The following is a 24,176-nucleotide window of genomic DNA, read 5'->3' on the forward strand; positions in this document are numbered from 1 at the left end:
GTAAAAGCCGCCGTTGTTAAAAAGGAATGCACAAAGAGAGAAAAATCTTGCAGAAACCCGATATTTCGATTATTATCTATAATATAATTGATACAGATACCTGTTAACTTTGGAGGAAAAATAATGACGATAGATACGCTTAAACATACAGAGGCTCGTAAATGGGTTGATGAGGTAACCGCGCTGTGTACACCGGATAGCGTATATGTGTGTGACGGTTCAGCAGCAGAATATGATCGACTGATGAAAAAATTGGTCGATGTAAAGTTGGCAACTCCTTTAAAGAAACGAAAAAACAGCTTTTTATTTCGCTCGGATCCTTCCGATGTTGCTCGTGTGGAAAGCCGAACGTTTATTGCTTCAAAAAAAGAAGAAGATGCCGGCCCTACAAACCACTGGACTGACCCTGTTGAGCTCAAAAAAACGATGAGCGCGCTGTACAATGGTTGCATGAAGGGACGTACTCTGTATGTTATCCCCTTTTCGATGGGTCCCGTAGGTTCCGACATTGCAAAAATCGGTATTGAAATTACCGACTCCGAGTACGTTGTCTGCAATATGCACATTATGACACGGGTAGGCACAAAAGTGCTCGAGGCGCTCGGCTCCGACGGTGCATTTGTTCCATGTCTGCACTCGGTCGGGAAGCCGCTTGAAGCGGGTAAAACCGATAACGGTGTGTGGCCCTGCGCTCCGCTGGAGCATAAATATATTTCTCACTTTCCGGAAGAGCGGCTGGTCTGGTCGTACGGTTCAGGTTACGGCGGAAACGCATTGTTGGGTAAAAAGTGCTTTGCGCTGCGTATTGCTTCCGTGCTTGCACGGGACGAAGGTTGGCTTGCCGAGCACATGCTTATTTTAAAAATTACCAATCCGGAAGGAAAATCAAAATATATTACCGGCGCCTTTCCCTCTGCATGCGGCAAAACGAATCTCGCGATGCTCATTCCAACCATTCCCGGATGGAAGGTTGAAACGGTTGGCGACGACATCGCATGGATGAAGTTCGGTAAGGATGGTCGCTTGTATGCCATTAACCCCGAAGCGGGCTTCTTCGGCGTAGCGCCGGGAACTTCCGACCAATCGAATAAAAATGCAATGGAATCAATAAAAGAAAACACCATCTTTACCAACTGCGCATTGACGGAAGACGGAGATATATGGTGGGAACAGATCGGACATCCTGCAAAGGGAAAACTGGTGGACTGGAAAGGTAATACCCGCGATGCGCTGCCGACGGATAAAAGCCCGAAAGGCGAAGAATTTGCGCACCCGAATGCTCGCTTTACCGCGCCTGCTAGGCAGTGTCCGGCAATTGCGGATGAATGGGAAGATCCCAAAGGCGTGCCCATTTCTGCATTCCTATTCGGCGGCCGCCGTCCGAGTACTATCCCGCTGGTACACCAATCCCGCGATTGGAACCACGGCGTATTTCTCGGCTCGATTGTCGGCTCGGAAATTACCGCCGCAGCGCTCGATTTAAAAGTCGGCAGTATCCGCCGCGACCCGTTCGCCATGCTCCCGTTCTGCGGGTACAACATGGGCGACTACTTTCAACATTGGATCAACATCGGTAAAAAATCGACGGCGGACAAATTACCCAAGATTTTCTACGTCAACTGGTTCCGCAAGGACTTAAACGGTAACTTTATTTGGCCCGGCTATGGGGAAAACAGCCGCGTACTCGCGTGGATATTCGACCGCTGCGACGGTAAAGATAATGCCGTAGAGACCGCTATCGGCTGGATGCCCAAAGAGGGAGCAATCAATACCGGAGGTCTCAATGTGTCGAAGGAACAAATGAAAGAAATCCTTTCGGTAGATGCTGAAGGCTGGAAAAAAGAAATTGCAGATATTCGAGAGAATCACTATCCGAAATTCGGCAATAGGCTGCCCAAAGAACTTACCGAGGCCTTAAATACGCTGGAAAAACGGCTCGGCTAATTATACCGGAATATTGTCGAGCGTTTCTATTTCGAAAGCTGCCACGTGAATTTAATCGAGTTTTTTAACGTCCTGTATTTATTTTGTGAAACTGCCGCTTAAAGGAGGAACCGCAATGCAAATTTTTGATACCCATGCCCACATCGGATTGCTATACAACGATCCTCTTGCGCAGCTGCGCGCTATCCAAGAAGCCAAACGTGCATCCGTGACCAGGATACTCAGTATTTGTAACAGCCTGCATGACTTTTATTCGGTATATGAAACGCTCAAAACCGAACAGTCGGTGTATTATGCTATCGGCGTGTCTCCGTCAGAAGTGGTGGCACCGGGGAGAGACTGGGCTATTCAAGTTGAAAAAGGTCTTCAATTGCCCGGCGTTATTGCCGTCGGAGAAACAGGACTTGATTACTACAAAAAGTACGGGGATCAGCGTTCTCAGATTGAGCTGTTTATTACGCAGCTGGAGATTGCTTCAAAGGCAAAAAAACCGGTTGTTATCCATAATCGGAATGCAGGTAAGGATGTGTTGAATATCCTTTCCGAGCGGATGCCCGAAGCAGGCGGTATCCTGCATTGCTATTCCGAAGACGCCGAGTTTGCGCGGCTAGCACTAAAGCTGCCGCTCTATTTCTCGTTTGCGGGTAATCTTACATACCGGAATGCTCGTAATCTGCACGAAACGGTACAAACGCTGCCGCTTGACCGTATATTGGTTGAGTCCGAAAGCCCGTTTATACCGCCTGCACCGTATCGGAAAGAACGCAATATGCCGGCGAACACTGTTGCTACGGTTGAATTTATGGCCAAACTGTTAAAAATGGATATAGAAACATTGGCGGCTCAGTTGTGGAAGAATAGTTGTAAAGCATTTAATTTGCCGGAATGAGTGAATTGGATGTGCGAGAATTAAATACAATGGAGACTGATAGCCAACTTTACCGGCCGGTAACGATAGGGAATTTAACGCTTCCCGGAAATATTTTTTTGGCGCCGGTTGCGGGTTATTCCGACAGGAGTTTCCGTTCTATTTGTGTTGATTGGGGTGCGGATTTTACCTATACTGAGATGGTTTCATCGGAAGCGTACATCCGTAGTTCGGCGAAAACGGAAAAGCTTATTACTCGTGCGCATAACGAGCGGCGGTATGCGGTACAGATATTCGGGGCAAATCCCGATTTTATGGCAGGGACGGCAGTGCGGATCATCGAACGCTACCACCCTGAATGTATCGACATTAATGCCGGATGCCCTATGCCGAAGATCACTAAAACAGGGGCGGGTTCCGCACTGATGCGGAATCCGGAAAAGCTCTACGCGGTGGTTAAGGCTGTTAAGGACGCAGTAGAGCAAACCGGAGTTGCCGTCCCGGTAACGGTAAAGATACGTTCCGGCTGGTCGCAAACCGAGCTTACTTGGAAGGAGGCCGCAATAGCCGCAGTTGAAGCAGGTGCTGCAGCTCTAACCATTCATCCTCGTACCTGTGCGCAGTGCTACAGCGGAACGGCAAATTGGGATATCACGGCACAGCTTGTGCGGATGATGCGGGGAAAAGTCCCCGTATTCGGATCCGGCGATTTATTCAGCCCTCAGGCCGCGTACGATATGCTTGTGTCGACCGGATGCATAGGTGTTATGTTTGCACGCGGAGCTATGGGTAATCCCTTTATCTTCCGGCAAACACGGGAGCTATTGCAAACCGGTGCTTATTCCGAAATAACTCCTGCGGATAAAATTGAGACGGCAAAAAAAGAACTCATGATGCTGTGTGAAGAAGCCGGAGAGCAGACTGCCTGCCGCGAAATGCGCAAGCGATTTGCCGCTTATACTAAGGGAATTGTAGGCGGAGCAAAGCTCCGCGAACAGCTGGTGCAGGCAAGTTCCATACAGGACTATGAAAGGATTTTAAAGAACTTCTCATTGCAGGCGGTGTATCCGCATACCGATAACAATAGGTGAGGATTATTATGTTTGATTTTATCAATACTCTTATTACGTTAATAAAGGATTTTTTTGAAGGTCTCTTTTTTTCCTCATCACCGGAGTATCAAAAGAAGCGGCAACTTAAAGGGTATGCTGCAGAACTCAAAAAGCTGAATCCGCCGTTATACCATACCGGAAAAATACTACTCCCGGCGTTCGGGTCACTATTGTATCAGCTTTATCATTTTTTACAACCGATAAAAGTTATTCTGGACAAGACTGTTAATTCCCCTGATATACGCGCAGCCGAGAAATATCAGGATCTATTTTTTGAAGCGATATTGTCCGAAGAGCAGGTAAAACAACACCGGAGTTTTACCTTCCAGGCACGGAGCCTGCTCTTATCAAAGTGTAAAAATTATCAGGAAACGGAACATACACTACAAGAACAAATACACAGCTTTAAAAACTTTATACGTCTTTTCCATACGCCTGCGTTTAAAACTCGTGAGCAGGAATTGATAAAACTTTTTTTCCTTTCCGATCTATGCGATTTCGATTACGCGTCTTTTCTCAGTCAATTTAATAACAATTTGCAACTAAATACGGCTGGACCGGCATCGATTTCTCAGGATAATTTTGAAGAAGTATTTGCCGGCGATGTGATAAAGAATTTGTTGGACTTCCAATTTATCGTACGGCATGTTTCTATTACGCAGACGACAATCAACGATGTCATTTTTCTGGCGCGGAGTTTAGGGAATTTTACCGACGAGACAGGAGTAAAACTGGAAAAAACGCTGAATATGGTCGAAAATCTTCTCGCAAATCAGCTGAAGCGGACAACGATACCGATAATGTTGAAATTGATTAAAGAAGATCCCAATTTTAAAGAAAAGGTAACCGTTTCCGAATCAAAACCTCTGCAGGAGTATATTGATCGAAGTAGTGAGATTTTCCAAGCAGATTCAAAACGCCTATTAAAAATCACCAAAGAAAATAATATAACAGGCTTAATAGAAAAATGCTTCGGTAGTGGTCAGTTGAAACCGTTGGAAGGATATAATGATACAGTTAATGACGCTATTCAAAATCTTTCACCGATTTCCTTTGATTGGGTTAAACCGATACAATTATTAAAAGCGTTTACCGAAATGTATTTTGAAGCGCACTACAAAACTTTTTTAAAATCTCTGTTGATTGAAGGCTTTTTTGTGAACAAACAGGTCGAAGGGCAATATGCGGCAATTTATCGTTCCTGCGAAATGCTATCGAGTAAAATAGCTAATTTTGAACAGCTTTTTAAGCCGAAGGGGCAATGTAATCTCCTTGAAATTCAAGGTTATATTGCAGAGATTGAGAAAGGTAAAGATATGAAAAAACAGTTGCAGAAAATCGTTGATATTGCAAATATGCAGGCAAAGACTATCGTACAAAACGGAAGTAAATCCTATGCCGATCTGTATATTTTTACCGAACACTTGCTGGAGGATATAAAAGCGCCTACCTCCGAATTGATTACAAACATAAAAGCTCTTGTCGTCAGTTCTAAAAATAAGGAATCCTTTATTCGTTTGGAACAGGATCGGCACATCTTTGCTATGTTCCTTGAAATAATGAAAAACTATGCGGTATTCGGTTCTATAGAAAAAGGGAAACCGGGAGCGCCTATTCCTACTGCCGCACCGAATGCAGGGGCTGCGGTAAAACCGATGCAGAAATAATGTTTAAACATTTAGTACCGAAAAATTATTAAGTAAAATTATGATATTCAAAACCATGATATTCCGTAAGATATACTCCTTTTTATTTTTGCTCTGTAGTATTCCTTTCTTATATGCTGACAGTTATTCTGGTTCAGGAACAAACGATGCTCTTATTATCCGTGCACCGGTGTGGGTTTTTCTTGAATCTCAGCCGGGGGTGATGGATAACGACACCCAAGGGATGCAGTTGCCCCCCCGGCAAGCGCTCATCGCATTGTCGACAACGGTAATGGAAGGAATGGTCTACGGCTGGAAGTTTTCTTATACTCCCTTTGACAAGCGGAGGGCGGTTGCGGAAGAGTTTGAACTGGAATCGCTTCGATCTATTCCTTCGGGTGACAGTCGTTTATCCGTTACGGAGCTTCGTCCGCAGTATCCATACCTGTATTGCTGGGCGGAATACCGTGTTACCGATGCGATAGCCTTGCATAGAACGGAATGGATACGTATCAATTATATTACCGCCAAAGGTTCCGGCAGCGCAGAACGCAAGTTAGAGATAGACGGGGTGCGGCAGGCTTATCGGTACGCGGCGCTCGCCGCTGTTCGAGGATATTTACGGAAAAACATTAAAAATAAACCTAAGGCTGTTAACGGAAAGATGCTGATTAAGGATAACCCGCGGTTGTATGTGTCAGGTGGAAAATTTACCGCTGAATTGACTGTTTATTTGGAGATTAAAGAGGTTATCCCCTACGAAGTCTTTTGAAAATATACAGCGCATCTACTGCGCCATACGACAAAAAAATATCTCTTGCATAAAAAGGTTTTTATATGTTAAATAGTATCCCTGTATGCTTAGTTATAAAATATCAAAAAAACATATACGTTTGATACGGTCTGCTATTACCAGTGTATACATTTGCCTTACGGTAGCTGTTTATGCCCAAGAAGTTGAGAATGCGCAATCCGCTCTTATTGATGTGCCGGTAGAGGCACCTTTAGCTGATACGACTACCGAAGCACCTCTTGTTCAAAGCTATCGAATAACGGTTGTCAACTATAACATCAAGGGACTGACACAAAAATATCCGCTTTCACAGGCGGTTCCGATCGACACCAGCCGTATTTTTGATTCGGAAGAAGCGATGTTGCGCTATCTCGATAACCTTAAACAACGATTTAAAAATATTCGGGTTATTCACTCAGTTCAAATAGATACGGAATATGGCACGCCTGATAACGAAGCAGTAATACCCGTTACGCTTACTATCGCAATCACCGATACATGGAATTTCATCGTGGTTCCGTACCCTTCTTTTGACTCGAATAGCGGTTTCCAGTTGAAGCTGAAAATGCAGGATTTTAATTTTATAGGGACATTGCAACCCTTAAGAGCTGATGTAGTATACCGTTCAACCGAAACAAACCAGCAGATTTTTTCATCTTCAATCAACTTTGCATTACCGTTTAAAGCGGGTGCATTTAATCTGTTATGGGATAACAGCTTCCAGATTGTTTACGCATACAAAGAAGTTCCTAAAATAAATATCGGTACCGGATTGACGGCATCGGTCAAATTTAATAAGCGGTTGTCCCTTACATTCGGCCTTTTACCTGAATTGGCAATTAACGATCGTACATCAAGTCAGATGTCCATTACGAGCTCATTGAAGATCCCTGGTGTAGAACATACGGAACAAAAGCGACCGGGTGGGTTAGGCTATTTATATCCTTATGACCGATATTACTTTAAAACGACAGCATTTGTACGCGCACCTGTTATGATTACTGAAGTGAAAGGATTCGGTTCGCTCGTATGGACCCCATCTATGAGCCTTGCAGGGAATTGGGCATTTGACGGTATACAGGCAGACAGTCTGCGAACATGGACGTTTAATTGGGGGCATACGCTTTCTCTTTCAAAGGTGAATTGGGAGTTAAATTTTAGGAAAGGTCTTTCATTTTCACTCGGTAATACGTATGCCTATCAATTTTACGACAAACGGAAGATGAGTATCAGCTTTTCCGCCTCTTTAGCCGGATATTACCCATTTATAAACAGAGTTGGTATATATGGTCGGGCGCAGTTTTTTTATCATTTATTCGGAAGTACAAGTACGGAGGCAGGTTCTACGCTTCGTGGCATTTTGAATAAACGAATCGATACGGATACTGCTTTTACCTTTAATCTTGATATCCCTATTCGGATTGCTTCACTGAATTTCCAAACTATTACCGGCGTTGCATGGACGCGGTTTTTTAATTGCGATATTCAGCTTGTCCCTTTCTTGGATATTGCGTTAGTGCACGATAAGCGTACGGGACGATACTATCATCCGGCGGACGGATGGTATGCGGGGGGGCTTGAAGTGATCGTCTATCCTGAAAAAATGCGGAGTATTTACGTCAGGGCAAGCGTCGGTTTTGATTTAACGGAACTGAAAAATCTTTCCGGTTTAAGCGGTCGAGCAAACCGTGATGGGGAATCAATTAGCGAAATATTTATTGGAATCGGTCTACACTATTAAAAGGTTTCGATAAATATTAGCGGGGTTTTTTATACCAATCAGATATCCGTCTGTTGAGTGACAGCGGTTTTTCACTGCCGGAAAACATTCGTGTTTGATCCCGTAAGTATGGAAAGATTATTTCCTTTTTAAGTAGCAGCCAGTTATGGGGTAAGATATGTGGCGCAGAAAAATCATCGGTTTGCGGCGAATGCTTGAGCAAAAGGGGATAATAGACAGGGAAAATATTTTCGGTTACGTTCTTTACAGCAGAAAATCCCCCAGCTAATCCGAAAGAAGGAGCGATCATATTATCGGTTTGAGATCGGGCGAGCATATCTTTTTGACTTTCTTCATTGAAGAACCAAAGCAGAAAAGCCCGTGCCGCTGCTGCATTTTTTGCCTTCTTACAAATTCCTGCATATATAATTTCGTCCTGTACCGGTGTTTTGCCGTTGTAACTCATCCACCGATAATCAAGCGATTTTAATCTTTCGTTATTTAATGCCAACAGTTTATCGCTCGGTAGGTACCAAAATAGGCATCGTTCATTTGTAATCAATGTATATGGCGGATCGTAGAGATATTTAAATTTGAATTCATCTTCAGCTGCAGCGTTTGTATTGACCTCTTCCGACCACCGGCGCGTGTATGTAATCAATTCCTGCAGCATTTTATCGTTCCACGAAAAGAGGTTTTTTGTTTCTTCAAAAGATACATCAAGGCCTTGTGCGGTAACATAGAGAAAATCTGTATCCCAGCGAGGAGAAAACCCCATTTTGGTATATTCCGATCCGTTTTTTGTGTTATACGCTGCCGCAAGTTCCCTCATCTCCTCAAGGGAAAGTGTAAAATTTGTTTTTACTAAATTTTTTTGCGATGCGGAAAAGATAATAGTCGGTAAATTAAAGCTGACCGGTAGGAGGTACTGTGACCCATCAATATTTCCCAATTCAAATAATAACGGATAAAAAATATCCGGATCGATTTTCTTTTTAGAAAGCAGCCCTCCCAATTTAGTGAATTTTGCCCGTGTTTCGTCGCCTCTTAGCCATGGCCCAATAACGATATCAGGCTGTTCTGATGCTGCCATTAAAGCATCAGAAGGAGTTTCTTTATAGCTGACGGTTATTTTGTAACGGCTTTGGGCGTTGTTAAAAGCCTCACAATAAGAGATGAATTCAGTACGGTTAGTCCAAATAACTGCAATTGAGTCTTCGGCATTTTTGCACGCAGATAGCATACAACTTACAAACGCTGCAATAAAAAGGAATTTTTTCATACTCATCCATTATGACTACAATAATCACCTTGTCAATGTGGTTGCTTTCCTTCTGTGCGAAATTTCATAGGTGTAAGGTGAGCGTCTACAATGACGCCGCTCACCTTAACCGTCAAGTTTTCTTTCGAAAACTTGCGTATTGATGTGTGCGCTTTTCGCGCACGAATGCAACAGTTTCCAAAATTCATATTTTGTTCAACTGTTGCATTTTAAGGAAATAAAATTTCGCACATTTTTCGAGTAGACGAGTAAATGTATCAGGCAGGCTAGGCAAAAATCGCAGAATCATTGGGGCTGTGAGACCATTTGAACCATCTTCAACTGTTGTACATCCGTGTACAACAGTTGAAGGCGAGTTTTGTGCGTGCACAAAACATCGCTGCTGTATGGAACCACTGCCATCCTTGGCAGTTCTGGTTGAACGACCTCAATTATTCTGCGGGGCTACTAAAAAACGGACTGATACGTTTACTCTGCGGCAATATCCTTGCGCGGATGCGGTCTTTAAAGTATAATCTTTTCATTCAGGATAATGTGGAAATATATATGAAAAAATTACATCATTTTTACAATACTGCGTCTGCCGTATTCATTTTAGCGCTCTCTTGTTTCGTTATTTTTACGATAACCGGTTGTTCAAAAAAAATCGGTTACGGTGTCGTCAACTGGTCTATCCCCGAATATAATCTAACGGCATCGGATGTAGTGCCGATCCTCGTCCGTTCAAATATCTCGAAGGTGTATATTGCTGAGCTGAATAATCAAAAGATAGAGATTCCGCTCTGGCAGCTCACTTTTTGTTCTTCAAAACGCGAAGCGGAAGCATATATCAAAAAGACTTCCGAGTATCGCTCTGTGTATGCCGCGGTGAAATTGGATGGCTTGCCGCTTCGATCTACTCCCGATAATACGGGCAAGCAGGTATATCGTTTGCGTGAAAGTCAGATTGTAAAGGTTCTTTGGAAAGGAGAAGGCGCTCCGGTCGTTGCACGGGATAAGCCTTTGGAAGGTGATTGGCTCTATGTGATGACCAACGATGGCACTCGCGGTTGGTGTTTTTCCTATAATCTTTTTACGTATGATGAAGGAGAACCTTCTGTCGCACGGCAGACCACGGAAACTGCAGCGGATGAAATTCTTACAAGCATCTTAAAAAGCCGGTGGTATCCCGAATATTACCGCGATATGATTCGAAAAAAACAAATTGATCCCGAGCGGATGACGGAGAACTTCGGCTTTTTTCCCGGTGAAGGAACCGGCATCGCACGTATTATGCTGAAAGATGAGCAGCTTGCTTTCTCTTATACCGGTATCATAAAAAACCGGATGGGTGCCTATCAGTTTGAAGGTTCCCCGCTCCTGTTGCAAATCAGAGACTCGGATACGATTGCCGTCAATTATACTGATGGTAAGGGGCGGGTACAGATACTATATTTTATTACGTTGAAGGAAGATCCTCGGGAACTTGTCCAAGCGGAGGTGGAGCGACGGAATGTTGCGTTGCAGACGCTCGTTACAACCGGTCCCGTATTCAATTCTGTGAATTACGGCGTATTGCAATTTTTAGGCGGAGAGCGATTCCGCTGGAGCGGATATCAAGTGTTATCCCCGACGATTATTCCTAAGGGGGCAGGGGATTCCGGTTCCGTCGCAATCCGCTATTTCATCAGTGCTAAACTCAAGACCGAATATATGGGGATTCTGTCATTCAAATTCGACGGCAGTGCGGATTGGATTGACTTCTTTTACACGGTATCTAAGCAGGGTGTTAAACTTGAATACGTACAGCCTGAAAATATTACCGACGGTGTTGCTGCCGTGCGTAACCTCAATCCCGTTATCCTCTTTTTCGGGACGGAAGGAACGGAAGACTAATGCCGTTTGTCCAGCTTTCAAATATCTCCCTTGCGTTCGGTGATCGCGATATTCTGCAGAATATTACGCTGGTACTGACACAGGGAACAAAGGCGGCGCTTACCGGAGCCAACGGCAGCGGTAAATCCACCTTGATGAAGATTATCGCAGGGGTAATGCAGGCCGATTCCGGTTCCATTTCGATGGAAAAGAACACCCGTGTTGCCTACCTGCCGCAGTCCGGCATTATACACAGGGGTAAAACGCTGGCAGAAGAAGCCGATACCGCCTTTTCCCGCGGAGCGCAGCTGGTAGAACAGCTCGAGGCCGTTGGCAAGCTTATGAGCGAAGAGGCCGATGCGGCAAAGGCGGAGCGACTTGCGCACGATTATCACGCCCTGCAAACCGAGCTTGAGCAATCGGGCTGGTATTTTAGGCAGCGGCTTGCGGATGAAACGCTGCGCGGGCTTGGTTTTACGCCGGAAGATTTTACCCGCCTCACCGATGAGTTTTCAGGCGGATGGCAGATGCGCATTGCACTTGCGAAGATTCTTTTGAGCGGGGCTGACATCATCATTTTGGATGAGCCGACCAACTACCTCGATATCGAAGCGCGCAGCTGGCTTGAACTCTGGCTGAAAAAGTTTACCGGCGGTTTTTTGCTGGTCAGTCACGACCGCTCGTTTTTGGACGCAACGGTTAACGAAACATATGAATTATTCAATGGAACGCTTAAGCGCTATGCAGGAACCTATACCAACTACGAAAAGACGCGGGAGGTAGAGCTTGCCTCTTTGATAAAAGCATACACGCAGCAGCAGCTGGAAATTGCAAAAACAGAAGACTTTATCAGGAAGTTCCGCTACAAGGCGACAAAAGCCGCAGCGGTGCAGGATCGGGTAAAGCGGCTCGAAAAACTTGAGCGTATCGAATTGCCCGAACACTTAAAGAAAATTCATTTCAGCTTTCCACCCGCCCCTCATTCGGGAAATATTGCACTGCAAGCCGAAGGAATTACTAAGGCGTATGGGGAGCGGCTCGTGCTGAAAGACGCGGAACTCACCGTTACCAAGCAGGAACGGCTGGCATTGGCGGGACGGAACGGCGCCGGTAAAACCACTTTTTTGCGGATACTGGCGGGTGAAGATTCCGAGTATACCGGCTCCGTAAAGTACGGGGCGGGCATTATCACCGGTTATTTTTCGCAGGATGAGGCCGAGCGGATTACCGGCAGCGAAACTATCATGCAGCTGATGGAGCGGGAAGCGCCGACCCATCTTATTCCGAAACTCTACGATATGCTCGCCGCCTTTTTGTTCCGCGGCGACGACATCCATAAGCAGCTATCCGTGCTGTCCGGCGGGGAAAAAAGCAGGCTGGCGCTGCTCCGGCTGTTATTGAAGCCGCTCAACCTCCTTATCTTAGACGAGCCGACCAATCACCTTGACCTTCATTCCAAAGATGTGCTGCTTGATGCACTGCAGCGGTTTGAAGGGACGGTTATCTTTGTTTCGCACGATAAGTTCTTTATCCAAGGACTTGCAACCCGCATCCTTGAACTGACAGCTTCGGCAACGCCCGGCACCGGTACCCGTATCAGAAACTTCCCGGGCACCTACGACTATTACCTATACCGGATTGCCGCCGAAGCAGCCGACAGTCCAGCCGAAAAGTCGGGGCAAACGGCAGGATATGTACAGGCTAATAGAAACCAAGGTACCGGCAGCTCCGTCGTCGGCAGCCTAAGCAGGAAAGCAGCGGATTCTTCGGGCGGCGGGAAAACAAGCAGTGCTTTCTCAGGGAATGCATCAGGGATACCTTCCGGTTCACAAGCGGGGATGCCGTTAGGCGGCACCGGCGGCGGAGCTCTTTCTTATGAAGAACAAAAAAGGCTGCGGGCGGAAAAGCGAAAGCGCGAAAAAGAGGAAGAACGTATTTTTGCACAACTTGCCGAAACCGAAAACAAAATAAGAGAACTGGAAGCACAGCTCGCAAACCCCGAAGTATATACTGACGGTGAAAAAGCTCGCAGCATTCTGCAGCAGATTCATGCTTTACAAGCAACCTCCGCTGAACTTACAGAACAGTGGGAAGCACTCGCCCAAGATTCAGGCAGTTGAACCACCGCCGTCCTCGCTCAAGAATGAACCTCCTTGTACATTCTTGGGCTACGAGTTCGCAAGCGAACTCGCTTCTGCGTGGAACTACCGCCGTCCTTGGCGGTTCTGAAATACCATTTGCCGTTAGCCTTTTGAAAATAGCCTGTCCGGAAGTGTACATCCGTGTACACTTCCGGACGCGAGTTTTTGCTGCACAAAAACATCGCTACTGACTAGAACCACGGACATCCCTGTCCGTTCTGAAACTACGAGGCGCGAGCACAAATTAACCGCAGGCGTATCTTTGATACGTTGAGGATTAATTTGTGCGCAGCAACGGCATATCGTAAAACATACTCTCCGTAAGCCTTTTGAAATAGACGATGCAGATGCTAGGAGCGTACAAAAAACACCCGCAGGCGTACTTGATGTACGTCGAGGACTGTTTTTTGTTAAGCGACAACGCAGATGCGTCGTATATTTTCAAAAGGTGAGGGAGAACTCACAGCCGCAGTAATCTTGTCTATACAACCCCAATTCCTTACTAAGCCTAATAGACTCCAGATATCCGTCTTTTTTCTTAAAGTCGCTCGGCAGCCATCGGCACTTATCAGTGGCGAGTTCCATGCCGATTTCGTTGATTTTTGCGGCACTTTTAAGCGGACTGAGCGAAAGTGTCGTACAGAAAAAATCGAAGCCTTGAGCCGCTGCCTCGCGTACCGTTGCTGCTAGCCGGAGCCGATAGCAACGAAAGCATCGCTCTCCGCCTTCAGGGCAATCCGTATAGCCCTCTGCTATTTCAAGGAATTGTTCATGGCTATAGTCCTGTATCGTGTAATCGATTCGGTACGGGAATTCTTTTGATGTATTATACTGTTCGATTAAACGGATTTGTTCGTCCGCCCGTGTACGGTATTCAAGTCGGGTATCAATGTTAGGGTTATAATAGAAGACAGTTAGCTTAAAATGCCCTGCCAGCCGCTTTATTACCGAAGAACTGCATGGGGCGCAGCATGAATGGAGCATAAGACGCGGCGGAGCTTCGGCAGTAAAGAAATCGCCAATATCCGCGATGGTTTGTTCCATCAATAATTGAAAATTTTGCTTCATATCAATAGGTTTTGCTTAATAAATGATTCTATATCTGCGAGTAATGAGTGGAGCAACTTACCGGATTCTCGGGGCAGCCGGAAGGCGATCGCGCCGGGGTGTCCGCCTCCATCAGTAATTTTAAAATAACTCAGAATCGGGTGTAAATCGATGCCTCGCATCGCTTCGCTCGCCCTAATACGGCATTGTATTTTATTGGATTTGCCGGGAGAATCGTAGTAAGCGGAAATTCCTATGCCTTCGACTTTCTCTGCGATGGCATTGGTTGCCTCCTTAATCATACCGGTAAACTGCGTATATTCGATACTTTTCAGGAAAGCATTCGACTCATCTTCCGATAAAATGACCTTCCCGATGCATCCGGTATAACTGGCGCGGTCGATAATGGCATGATAGATTTTCTCAGTCTCAGCATCGGTTGTTTTCATCACATCCAGCAGCCGTTCCATCGACTCGATTTTTTTTGTACGTCCCTCCGAATGGGTACTTATCCGCAACATCAAATTTAAATGCTTGGAAAAATAGTCAAAAACTTCTTTATCATGCGGATTAGAAATATAATTTCCCATTTTTGCATCGCCGAGCATACCGGTCAGCAGCGTCAGTACCAAATTTCTCGAATAGAGTTCTTCAATGCTGTAGCGTTGCCGTAGTTCGGGATGATTGGCCAATTTATAACATATTCTGCATAAAATTTCGCAGGTACTGGAAGCATGGAGGACTAAAGAATAGGCGGGATCTCCGGAATATGCAGCATCGGAATCAAAGTGATGATCTATTTCAATTTTTGGAATAGACGGGGTATTCAGAAAATCATAGATACAGCCGTTTGCTGCTACCATATCGGGCTTTGGCGTATCAAAAATACAGAGAACTTCGACGGAACGGATCGGCGGCATTGTTCCGTAATATATATTGATCTTGTTATATTTGCAGATGGAAGTGAGAAATTTAAGGTTTTCAGACGGTACGGATTCTAAAAAAATGCTGACATGTTTATTAAATTTGCGCAACAATAGTGCGCCCGCTACCGTCGAAGCATAACAATCTTCATCAGGGTTTTCGTGACCGAGAATCAAAAAGGACCGGTGCGTTTTCATAAGATAATAGATATTTTTTATTACCCGGTTTCGTGCCCCGATAGTCATGTTTTGCCTTTTAAAGTGCAAATCGGGCTTAAACCTTTTACCTCTTAAATCCATATCATACTATTATAACACACTTTGTAATAAAGTGTTATCCAAAAACACATTTTTTAGAAAAATGTCTAATGCGGTCAGTGCAGAAGTTGTCAGAAACCTGATGCAGCTGCCTTATGAGCTCTAGGCTTTTTAACGTTTTTTTGATAGAATCGACCGAATTACGGAGAGAATCATGGAGAATGCACTTTGTTTTCATAACGCAACGGTAGTGACCGGTTATTCCTTAATGGAAAACGGCTGCGTCTATGTTAAAGATGGCAAGATTGAAGATGTCTTTAGTGAGCGCCGCTTTTTAAATAAACGCTTTTCTCCGGAAGTACGTATTGTCGATGTCGGTAAAGCGTATATCGCTCCGGGGTTGATTGATACCCACATTCACGGATTTGCAGGATTCGGGACGGAAGACTGCTCTCCCGATTCCATACTTGGTATGTCGAAGGCTCTTGCTGAATATGGCGTAACGGCTTTTAATCCTACACTGTATCCGACCGAACCGGAAAATATGACTGAATGTATCCGCGCCGTTGTCGATGCAATGGGACATGAAGAAGGTGCGACCATCATGGGGTTGCACCTTGAAGGTCCGTTTATTTCGCCGGAAAAACCCGGAGCGTTAAGTCCTTCTGCAATCAGTCCTGTTAATCTGGATTTGATGGATAAGCTTTGGGCTGCGTCGAACGGGAATATTGTCAATATGACTGTAGCTCCGGAGCTTAAAAATATGCGTGAGCTGGCGCTCTATTGCATCAAAAAAAATATTGTGCTGCAAGCGGGGCATACCAATGCGCTTTACGAGAATATGCTTGAGGGAATGCAAGCAGGAATTTTACATTCTACGCATCTTTTTAATGCGATGAGCCAGATGCACCATCGCAACCCGGGCGCCGTCGGTGCGATATTAATCCATCCGGAAATGTCCTGCGAAATTATTGCGGACGGTATCCATGTTCATCCCGACCTTATCCGCTTATTGGCACGGGATAAACCGATCGATAAGATTGTCTTAATAACCGATAGCCTCAAACCGACGGAACAGCGCGAAGGTATGCTGATCGCAAATGGAGAAGAAGTTGTGCTCCAAGGCGGTTGTTTCCATCGTAAGGCTGATGGCGTTATTGCCGGTTCAAGCCTTTCGATGATTCGTGGGGTTAAGAACCTTGTATCCTTCGGCTTTCCGGTAGAAACAGCCGTTCGTTTCGGTTCTGCAAATCCGGCGGAAATTATGCGGTATTCCAAACGAGGTTCCATTATGCCGGGATATGAAGGCGATCTTATCGTATTCGATAAGCAGTTCAATGTGCTTGCAACCGTCATAAAAGGAAATTTGAAAAAAAATTTGTTTTAAGAATAGGGGAAGCTATGCGATTAATTATAAAGTCAGATTATGATGCTTGTTCCGTATGGGCGGCGGATTATATTTGCAAAAAGATCATGGACTTTGCTCCGGCAGCGTCAAAGCCGTTCGTTCTCGGTCTGCCGACGGGGTCTACACCGCTCGGTGTCTACAAAGAATTGATTAAACGGCATCGAGAAGGAAAGATTTCGTTTAAACACGTCGTTACCTTTAATATGGATGAATATGTCGGCTTATCTCCCGATCATCCGCAAAGTTATCACTACTTTATGTATGAAAACTTTTTTAAGCATATCGACATTCCTTCCGCGAACATCCACATTTTAGACGGTATGGCGAAAGATACTGAGACTGAATGCAAAAAATACGAAGCGGCGATTGCTCAATACGGAAAAATTCATTTATTTCTGGGCGGAGTCGGAGCAGACGGGCATATCGCTTTTAATGAACCGGGTTCTTCCCTTTCATCCCGCACACGTCAAAAAACACTAACGCAGGACACCATTGCGATGAATGCCCGCTTTTTTAACGGCGATACGGCGGCGGTTCCCAAGACGGCGCTTACCGTTGGAATCGGCACCATTACCGATGCCGAGGAAGTGATGATCCTTGCAACCGGTTATAACAAAGCGCGGGCAGTACGGCATGCGGTAGAGGGAAGCGTCAATCATATCTGGACAATTTCTGCGCTCCAGTTGCATCCGCACGCAATTATCGTATGCGACGAACCGGCCACCGATGAACTCCGCGTTGGAACCGTCCGGTATTTTAAAGATATCGAATCTTCAATTTCAGCAGGCGGAACAAAATAAGCATGCAGAAATCACTCAAGTTTCAAACCGTTTCTTTTTTTATCATTCTGGCGATTACCGTTGTGCTGGTAGCGCGGGTGTTTTTACCCTACGCGAGTGTACTGCTTTGGTCGGCTATCCTCTATATTATGTTCGGGCCGCTGTATCATAAACTGCTTAAAAAGCTGAATTCTGAGTCCCGATGGTTTAGAATGCAACAGAGAATTATCGCCGCCTCATTTTCAGTCGGTATTATTATACTGGTTGCCGGGGTTCTGTTCTTTTTTGCTATTAAACTGATCGGGCAGGGGCAGATGTTCGTAAAGAAAATGATGAACTTTTTCGTTACGCATCCTCAGCTATTTAGAATGGAAAAAGACGCGCCGCTGAACGAATTGGTCATGCAAATTTCGATGGGAACAATCGATCTTTCGGTATTCGACTTTAAAAGAGAGCTGATGAATTTTTTTATTCAATATGCCGATACGATTGTTCGCTATGCAACGAGTATTGCAAAAAATATCGGTAATTTTGTGCTTTCACTCCTGTTCATGTGTTTTGCGCTTTATTTCCTGTTTATCGACGGGCAATACCTCGCTTCGGTGTTTGTAACGGCTATTCCGATTCAGGTGTCGGAAGGTCAAAAATTGGCGGCAAAGATAAAAGATACTATCACCAATCTTTTTATGGGGTACTTCCTCGTTTCAATATGCCAATTTGCAGCGGCGTTTATTGTGTACACTATTTTTCAGGTAGAAGGTGCACTGCTTTTATCCTTTTTAACTTTTTTCAGCTCATTTTTACCCTTCTTTGGATGCGCGTTGGTGTGGGCGCCGCTTGGGATAGAAATATTGTTAACGGCAGGTTTATTTAAAGGCATTCTCTTCCTCTGTGTCGCAGGTTTTTTTATCAGTTCAATCGATAATTTTTTACGACCGATGTTTTTGCAGAACCGTGTTCAGATACATCCGTTGCTGATTTTCTTTTCGATACTTGGCGGTATCCGTTTTTTTAAGCTGAACGGAATTGTGCTTGGTCCGCTGTTTGTTATCCTCTTGTTTACGCTGATCGATATTGCGCGGACTTCGGACAGTACGGATGCTGAAGTCTAGCCTTGACTATGAATAGCCGCCCGCTGTTATACCATCGGCGTATTGAGCGAATACACCCGTTGATTTCGCCGCAGCAGATGCTTGAAAAAATTCCCGTATCGGAAAAAGCGTGTCAAACAGTGTTGACCGGAAGGAAAGAAGTTGAAGCGATTTTGTCCGGTACTGACAATCGGTTTTTACTGATTGTCGGTCCGTGTTCTATCCACGACCCTGTTTCTGCGGTGGATTATGCCGGCCGATTAATGCGTTTACGGGCAAAATATCGTGATTGCTTTTGTATTATCATGCGGGTGTATTTTGAAAAACCTCGTACCGGTTTGGGCTGGCGCGGTTTAATCGTGGAACCTGCGCTTGATGGGGTTATTAATATTACCGGCGGGCTGGAAACGGCACGTAAAACACTGAGCGCTATAACCGAACTAGGGTTGCCGGTTGCTTCGGAGCTGCTCGACCCTATTGTGCCACAATATACTGCGGATTTTATCAGCTGGGCATCCATCGGTGCGCGCTCCGCCGAAAGTCAGATTCATCGAGAACTCGCTTCGGGGCTGTCGATGCCGGTCGGGTTTAAGAACCCTACCGATGGTGATATCAGTACGGCGATAAACGCGATCGTTTCCGCACGGGAACCGCATGCTTTCCTCGGCATTATGCAGAACGGCAGCCCCGCAGTGATGCATACAAGCGGCAATGAATACGCGCACCTCGTATTGAGGGGCAGCGTACACGGAGCAAACTGTGACAGGGCTTCAATAGAAGAAAGCCGCCGCCTTTTGGCGGAACAGGGCATACGGCCGGTGATCTTGATTGACTGTTCGCACGGTAATTCACAACGTCAGCCCGAAAAGCAGCGGGACATCCTACTCGGAAGCCTCCGGCTGAGACTGGAAACGCCGCAGATTGAAGCAGTCCGCGGCTGTATGCTCGAAAGCTTTATTCAGGCGGGGGCTGTTTCGCCGGAGCATTGCACTGAAAAGAGCGAGTACGGCAAATCAATTACCGACCCCTGCATGAGCTGGGAAATGACCGAATCGCTTCTCACCGAAGCCGCGGATATATGGACAGGGCAACTGCATTAGAAATATTCCAAGCAGTTGCCTTCCTCTTGTATGAAATTTTGTTAAAAATTTCATACATTTTTTTAAGGAAGGACAAGCGCATCAGACAGATAAATAAAAATCGCAGAAGAATGGGTGTCCAGAAGTGTACATCCGTGTACACTTCTGGACGCGAGTTTTTGCTCACGCAAAAACATCGCTTCTGTTTGGAAACACGGACATCCGTGTCCGTTCTGTAGTGTCTGTTTTTTGAAAGTAGATGTACCGTATATTTTCAAAAGGTTGATGCGCTTGTCCTGTACTCGGAGATATTATTATGAAAAAAATTAAATTGTACACCGATGGAGCATGTTCTCAAAATCCCGGCCCGGGCGGCTGGGCATTTGTGATGATTCTCAAAGACGTTCAAGGCGATCAGTCAGAGCAGGAATTGCTGCGAGGATCCGGCGGGGAGAAATTGACTACGAACAATAGAATGGAATTACTCGCCGTTATTCAAGCACTGACTGCCTATCAAGAAAATATATTGCCGTGCTATGCCGACTGTCCGCTAACCCTGCATACGGATTCTCAGTATGTGCAGCAGGGGATCTCTTCGTGGATAAAAAAGTGGAAGCTGAACGGCTGGAAAACAGCTGCCAGAGAGCCGGTAAAGAATCAAGACCTTTGGCAACAGCTCGATGCACTTGCCTCTCAACTCAGTCTTGAATGGATGTGGGTAAAAGGGCATGCAGGAAATCGCTATAACGAACTCTGCGATACCCTCGCCGTAGAAGCAGCTAAAAGAGCAAAGTAATCTAAGATATTTCGATTGTTTTCCGTGACGATTACACAAAAGGGAGGTTTGTATGAAAAACGAAAAAGTATATCGAGAATTAGCGGATCGTATAGCAGCGGCGCAGCACTGTGTTGCCTTTACGGGCGCGGGAGTCAGTACCTTATCCGGCATTCGGGATTTTAGGGGGAAGGACGGACTGTATACGCTGCCTGAAACCGATAAGATGTTCGATATCGAAGTCTTTAGGGAAACGCCGTCGGTATACTATCGGCTTGCAAAGGAATTTATCTACGGGCTACAAGAAAAAGAACCGTCGATTGTGCATCAGGTACTTGCAGGTTTGGAAGCCCGCGGAATGTTAAAGGCACTTATTACGCAAAACATCGACTTATTGCACCAAAAAGCCGGAAGCAAGCACGTTATCGAAGTGCACGGTTCTCCTTCGCGGCATAGCTGTACGCATTGTTCTTATAGTACAACCTTTGAAGATGTCGTCGATGTTGCTCGCAAGGGAGAGGTTCCGCTCTGTCCGAAATGCGGTCATGCATTAAAGCCTGATATTACGTTTTTCGGTGAAGCGCTCCCGTTTGCTGCAATAACGGAGGCTCAACAAGAATGCGGCAGGGCGGATCTATTGCTGGTATTGGGCAGCAGTCTCACCGTGTATCCTGCCGCAGCGCTGCCGCAGCTGACCCTGAAAGCGGGCGGTACGGTGGCTATTGTCAACGAACAGCCGACATATTTTGACGATTACGCAATCCTCCGTTGTACCGACTTGCAGGAGTGTTTTGAATATCTTAAGCATACATTGCTTGAATAACACGGGGACTCCAATAGTAAAATTAAAGTGGGCGTCCCTAAAAATTTAACCATGCTTTTAGGCATGTCAATATTTTGAAAAATTTTACTGGTAAAAAGCGCGAATCAATGATATACTATTTCCAATCTACTATATTTAAAGTTGACAATTGAAAATTCATATCTGAATTGACAGTCGTCTACCTGAGGAGGATCAATGAAAAAAAACATTGCGCTATCGTTCTTATGCTTGTGTACTGTACTTTTTGTACTTACAGGCTGTAAGCCGAAAGAGGATAACGCCGATTCGGATGCGCCGGTAACCCTATCGGTGTATATGCAGATGGATCTCGCTAATCCGCAATCGGCGTATTGGCCCGAGACCGTAGCAGCTTTTGAAAAGCAATACCCGAATATCAAGCTTGAGTTCGAGTATGTGAACGGCGAAGCATTCCATGATAAGTTCCAAATCATGGCTGCTTCGGGGGATATTCCCGATGTATTTACTACGTATGCGGGAGCCCGTTCAGGTTATGTGCTTGATCGCGGTATGGTAAAAGACCTCCGCCCCTACCTGACGGATGATTTGAAAAATCAGTACAATCCTGCTGTTTGGGTGCCCCAGGGACCGAATGGAGAGATCTATATTATTTCGCAGAACCTTGCGGTATGTACGGTCGTTTATGTTAATCCAAAACTACAAAAACAACTTGGCCTGACTACCCCAACAACACTCAAAGAAATGATCGATCAAGTTCCTGCTATCAGAGCAGCCGGTTTAACCCCGCTCGCTTTCGCAAATAAGGGACAGTGGCAGGCTCAGTCGCTCTTATTGTCCATGTTGACCGACCGTATGGCTGGTACCGAGTGGTTTGATAAAGCGATGGTCGGAACGGCAAAGTTCTCTGACAAGCAGTTCGTTGACGCAATCAATGTGATTAAAACGATGACCGATTCAAAGTTATTCCCTCCGGGCGTAAACCAGATGGAGGGTACTGCTTCTTGGGGTGAATTTATTGCAGATAAGGCTGTGTATCTCTTGGATGCAGGCTGGCGTATTTCGGCATTAAAAAAAGCTGCAAAACCCGAAGACTATGCACAGTATCAGCTGATGGCATTTCCTGCTGTTGCAGGGGAAGTTACACATGGCTCCAGTGCTGCGACGATCGGTGAAGCATTCGGTATGAATGCAAAGTTGACAGGTGCAAAAGCCGACGCTGCTTGGAAATTCATTTCCTTTATGTCCGGTAAAGAAGCTTGTGAGATTTTGACAAAGTTCGGAACTATGACTACCTATAAGCTCGACCTTTCAAAATTCGATATTGATCAGCTTACAAAGCAGTATGTTGATCTGATTAATAACCAAAGCATGGGTTATGTTATCGATGCGAAGATGGACAGCGAAGGTGTAAATAGTGTACTCAACCCCGGTATTCAGGCGGTTATGATTGGGCAGAAAACTCCTGCTGAACTTGCGGACGAATACGAAGCATGGGTCGCTGCTAACGATTCCCATCGCAAGAAGTAAAATAAAACTAGAATCCACTGAAGAACGCAGGGAATAATGGGTAATTGGTGATGTTTAATGTACAATTAGAATTGCCACCAATTACCCGTTACTATAATTACACATTATCTATTAAAAACATCGCCGCAGCGATCGGCCTCAGCCATACAGAGATAGAAGCGCTTAACTAATTGAGAACGGATTGTAATTACCCATTACTCATTACCAATTATGAATTATGAATTAAATAGCAAGGCGGTTTACGGTATATGACCTACTTACGGCAAAAGCGGACAAGCTATATTTCTTTTATTTTGCCCGCTTTTATTATTTACATCGGCATTATTATTTTTCCCGTGCTGTTCAGTTTTTATTTAAGTCTGACAAAGTGGAAAGGGTATGGAAAGATGGAGTTTATCGGGCTTGGTAACTATATCAGAATGTTTACCGACCCCGTGTTCTACATCGGCTTGCGGAACAATATCCTCATCGTACTGATTTCAGTATTAGGACAGATCCCGCTCGGACTTCTGCTTGCGTACATGCTCTACCGAAAAATGGTAAAACACGCGAACTTTTTTGAAGTATTGATTTTTTTACCGATAACTATTTCATCTGTTATCGTTGCACAGCTGTGGAACCGGATATTTTCTCCTGTGGGAGTTGTCCCTGCGATTATACGCGATCTAACCGGCAATCCCGACTATATTATGACGATATTTGAAGATAAATATCTTGCAATTGTTCCGATCCTCTTTGTACTGTTGTGGCAGCATACCAGTCTTTATATGGTTATCTTTTTAGCTAACCTGCAGCGGATACCGTATAGCGTTATAGAGGCGGCTCAGCTGGAAGGCGCACGGGAAGGAACAATTTTTGCCCGCCTTATTGCGCCGATGCTGGCAAATGTTATCTTTATCAATACTATTCTGGCAGTTTCGGGCAGTTTTAAGAGTTTTGACCTCATCTATTCGATGACCGGCGGAGGCCCTGCGCACTTTACGGAAGTTATCGCCGTTTATATGTACAATACGACCTTTGTATTCCAGAATTACGGATACGGTAGTGCGCTGGCTGTTATCATTATCATCTTTACCGTTATAGCCCTGATGATAAGCCGAGCCGTAACAAAACGCTTTGATTATTAG

At 45.2% G+C, this 24,176-nt stretch carries 19 protein-coding genes; 16 read left to right on the plus strand and 3 right to left on the minus strand.

The window, feature by feature from the left end; genetic code table 11:
- The first annotated feature begins 123 nt into the window (after positions 1-123).
- From ABH09_RS04365 to ABH09_RS04390, 6 genes are all read left to right on the plus strand, one after another.
- The gene (locus tag ABH09_RS04365; RefSeq protein ID WP_253715346.1) at positions 124-1,944 is read left to right on the plus strand and encodes a phosphoenolpyruvate carboxykinase (GTP); all 1,821 of its coding nucleotides are present in this window, start codon (positions 124-126) and stop codon (positions 1,942-1,944) included.
- A gap of 115 nt (positions 1,945-2,059) precedes the next feature.
- Positions 2,060-2,833 (plus strand): TatD family hydrolase, encoded by a 774-nt coding sequence (locus ABH09_RS04370; protein ID WP_253715347.1) that lies wholly within the window; start codon positions 2,060-2,062, stop codon positions 2,831-2,833.
- Positions 2,830-3,903: a tRNA dihydrouridine synthase DusB gene (dusB, locus tag ABH09_RS04375; protein ID WP_253715348.1), complete on the plus strand. Its 1,074-nt coding sequence runs from the start codon at positions 2,830-2,832 to the stop codon at positions 3,901-3,903. Before ABH09_RS04370 ends, dusB begins: the two co-directional genes overlap by 4 nt.
- An 8-nt stretch (positions 3,904-3,911) precedes the next feature.
- Entirely contained in the window at positions 3,912-5,591 is a 1,680-nt protein-coding gene (locus ABH09_RS04380; protein WP_253715349.1) for a DUF5312 family protein, read from the plus strand.
- Positions 5,592-5,631: 40 nt separating this feature from the next.
- Positions 5,632-6,342 carry a hypothetical protein gene (locus ABH09_RS04385; RefSeq protein ID WP_162662997.1) on the plus strand — a complete coding sequence of 237 codons (711 nt, stop codon included), beginning with the start codon at positions 5,632-5,634 and terminating at the stop codon, positions 6,340-6,342.
- Between the two features lie 121 nt (positions 6,343-6,463).
- Complete coding sequence (locus ABH09_RS04390) at positions 6,464-8,104, plus strand: BamA/TamA family outer membrane protein (RefSeq protein WP_253715350.1); 1,641 nt, start codon at positions 6,464-6,466, stop codon at positions 8,102-8,104.
- A gap of 16 nt (positions 8,105-8,120) precedes the next feature.
- Here the strand turns inward: ABH09_RS04390 and ABH09_RS04395 are convergent, their stop codons facing one another.
- Complete coding sequence (locus ABH09_RS04395; RefSeq protein WP_253715351.1) at positions 8,121-9,365, minus strand: extracellular solute-binding protein; 1,245 nt, start codon at positions 9,363-9,365, stop codon at positions 8,121-8,123.
- A gap of 360 nt (positions 9,366-9,725) precedes the next feature.
- Here ABH09_RS04395 and ABH09_RS04400 point away from each other — a divergent pair, with 360 nt between their 5' ends.
- Entirely contained in the window at positions 9,726-11,240 is a 1,515-nt protein-coding gene (locus tag ABH09_RS04400) for an SH3 domain-containing protein (protein WP_253715352.1), read from the plus strand.
- Entirely contained in the window at positions 11,240-13,339 is a 2,100-nt protein-coding gene (locus ABH09_RS04405) for an ABC-F family ATP-binding cassette domain-containing protein (protein ID WP_253715353.1), read from the plus strand. Before ABH09_RS04400 ends, ABH09_RS04405 begins: the two co-directional genes overlap by 1 nt.
- Before the next feature lie 462 nt (positions 13,340-13,801).
- Here ABH09_RS04405 and ABH09_RS04410 read toward each other — a convergent pair whose 3' ends face one another.
- Both ABH09_RS04410 and ABH09_RS04415 read right to left on the minus strand, forming a co-directional pair.
- Positions 13,802-14,428 (minus strand): epoxyqueuosine reductase QueH, encoded by a 627-nt coding sequence (locus ABH09_RS04410; RefSeq protein WP_253715354.1) that lies wholly within the window; start codon positions 14,426-14,428, stop codon positions 13,802-13,804.
- On the minus strand, positions 14,425-15,528 hold the full coding sequence (locus ABH09_RS04415) for a DHH family phosphoesterase (RefSeq protein ID WP_230978032.1): 1,104 nt from the start codon (positions 15,526-15,528) through the stop codon (positions 14,425-14,427). The genes ABH09_RS04410 and ABH09_RS04415 overlap by 4 nt, the downstream gene beginning before the upstream one ends.
- Positions 15,529-15,802: 274 nt before the next feature.
- Here ABH09_RS04415 and nagA point away from each other — a divergent pair, with 274 nt between their 5' ends.
- The 8 genes from nagA to ABH09_RS04455 all read left to right on the plus strand — a co-directional run bounded on the left by nagA (position 15,803) and on the right by ABH09_RS04455 (position 24,176).
- Positions 15,803-16,975: an N-acetylglucosamine-6-phosphate deacetylase gene (nagA, locus tag ABH09_RS04420; RefSeq protein WP_162663008.1), complete on the plus strand. Its 1,173-nt coding sequence runs from the start codon at positions 15,803-15,805 to the stop codon at positions 16,973-16,975.
- A gap of 14 nt (positions 16,976-16,989) precedes the next feature.
- The gene (nagB, locus tag ABH09_RS04425; protein WP_253715355.1) at positions 16,990-17,796 is read left to right on the plus strand and encodes a glucosamine-6-phosphate deaminase; all 807 of its coding nucleotides are present in this window, start codon (positions 16,990-16,992) and stop codon (positions 17,794-17,796) included.
- A gap of 2 nt (positions 17,797-17,798) precedes the next feature.
- The gene (locus tag ABH09_RS04430) at positions 17,799-18,887 is read left to right on the plus strand and encodes an AI-2E family transporter (RefSeq protein WP_162663012.1); all 1,089 of its coding nucleotides are present in this window, start codon (positions 17,799-17,801) and stop codon (positions 18,885-18,887) included.
- Positions 18,888-18,895: 8 nt separating this feature from the next.
- Positions 18,896-19,966 carry a 3-deoxy-7-phosphoheptulonate synthase gene (locus tag ABH09_RS04435; protein ID WP_253715734.1) on the plus strand — a complete coding sequence of 357 codons (1,071 nt, stop codon included), beginning with the start codon at positions 18,896-18,898 and terminating at the stop codon, positions 19,964-19,966.
- Between the two features lie 295 nt (positions 19,967-20,261).
- A complete protein-coding gene (gene rnhA / locus ABH09_RS04440; protein WP_203232446.1) occupies positions 20,262-20,741 on the plus strand; it encodes a ribonuclease HI in 480 nt (159 codons plus the stop codon).
- A gap of 52 nt (positions 20,742-20,793) precedes the next feature.
- A complete protein-coding gene (locus ABH09_RS04445; protein ID WP_162663013.1) occupies positions 20,794-21,543 on the plus strand; it encodes a Sir2 family NAD-dependent protein deacetylase in 750 nt (249 codons plus the stop codon).
- Positions 21,544-21,738: 195 nt separating this feature from the next.
- A complete protein-coding gene (locus ABH09_RS04450; RefSeq protein WP_253715356.1) occupies positions 21,739-23,049 on the plus strand; it encodes an ABC transporter substrate-binding protein in 1,311 nt (436 codons plus the stop codon).
- 248 nt (positions 23,050-23,297) lie between these two features.
- A complete protein-coding gene (locus ABH09_RS04455) occupies positions 23,298-24,176 on the plus strand; it encodes a carbohydrate ABC transporter permease (protein ID WP_253715357.1) in 879 nt (292 codons plus the stop codon).

Source organism: Treponema sp. OMZ 803 (assembly GCF_024181165.1).
Classification (GTDB): domain Bacteria; phylum Spirochaetota; class Spirochaetia; order Treponematales; family Treponemataceae; genus Treponema.

Excerpts from the sequence above, each read along its gene's own strand:
- ABH09_RS04365 (WP_253715346.1), top strand. The coding sequence starts at position 124 with ATGACGATAGATACGCTTAAACATACAGAGGCTCGTAAATGGGTTGAT.
- ABH09_RS04370 (WP_253715347.1), top strand. The coding sequence starts at position 2,060 with ATGCAAATTTTTGATACCCATGCCCACATCGGATTGCTATACAACGAT.
- dusB (WP_253715348.1), top strand. The coding sequence starts at position 2,830 with ATGAGTGAATTGGATGTGCGAGAATTAAATACAATGGAGACTGATAGC.
- ABH09_RS04380 (WP_253715349.1), top strand. The coding sequence starts at position 3,912 with ATGTTTGATTTTATCAATACTCTTATTACGTTAATAAAGGATTTTTTT.
- ABH09_RS04385 (WP_162662997.1), top strand. The coding sequence starts at position 5,632 with ATGATATTCAAAACCATGATATTCCGTAAGATATACTCCTTTTTATTT.
- ABH09_RS04395 (WP_253715351.1), bottom strand. The coding sequence starts at position 9,365 with ATGAAAAAATTCCTTTTTATTGCAGCGTTTGTAAGTTGTATGCTATCT.
- ABH09_RS04405 (WP_253715353.1), top strand. The coding sequence starts at position 11,240 with ATGCCGTTTGTCCAGCTTTCAAATATCTCCCTTGCGTTCGGTGATCGC.
- ABH09_RS04410 (WP_253715354.1), bottom strand. The coding sequence starts at position 14,428 with ATGAAGCAAAATTTTCAATTATTGATGGAACAAACCATCGCGGATATT.
- ABH09_RS04415 (WP_230978032.1), bottom strand. The coding sequence starts at position 15,528 with ATGAAAACGCACCGGTCCTTTTTGATTCTCGGTCACGAAAACCCTGAT.
- nagA (WP_162663008.1), top strand. The coding sequence starts at position 15,803 with ATGGAGAATGCACTTTGTTTTCATAACGCAACGGTAGTGACCGGTTAT.
- nagB (WP_253715355.1), top strand. The coding sequence starts at position 16,990 with ATGCGATTAATTATAAAGTCAGATTATGATGCTTGTTCCGTATGGGCG.
- ABH09_RS04430 (WP_162663012.1), top strand. The coding sequence starts at position 17,799 with ATGCAGAAATCACTCAAGTTTCAAACCGTTTCTTTTTTTATCATTCTG.
- ABH09_RS04435 (WP_253715734.1), top strand. The coding sequence starts at position 18,896 with ATGAATAGCCGCCCGCTGTTATACCATCGGCGTATTGAGCGAATACAC.
- rnhA (WP_203232446.1), top strand. The coding sequence starts at position 20,262 with ATGAAAAAAATTAAATTGTACACCGATGGAGCATGTTCTCAAAATCCC.
- ABH09_RS04445 (WP_162663013.1), top strand. The coding sequence starts at position 20,794 with ATGAAAAACGAAAAAGTATATCGAGAATTAGCGGATCGTATAGCAGCG.
- ABH09_RS04450 (WP_253715356.1), top strand. The coding sequence starts at position 21,739 with ATGAAAAAAAACATTGCGCTATCGTTCTTATGCTTGTGTACTGTACTT.
- ABH09_RS04455 (WP_253715357.1), top strand. The coding sequence starts at position 23,298 with ATGACCTACTTACGGCAAAAGCGGACAAGCTATATTTCTTTTATTTTG.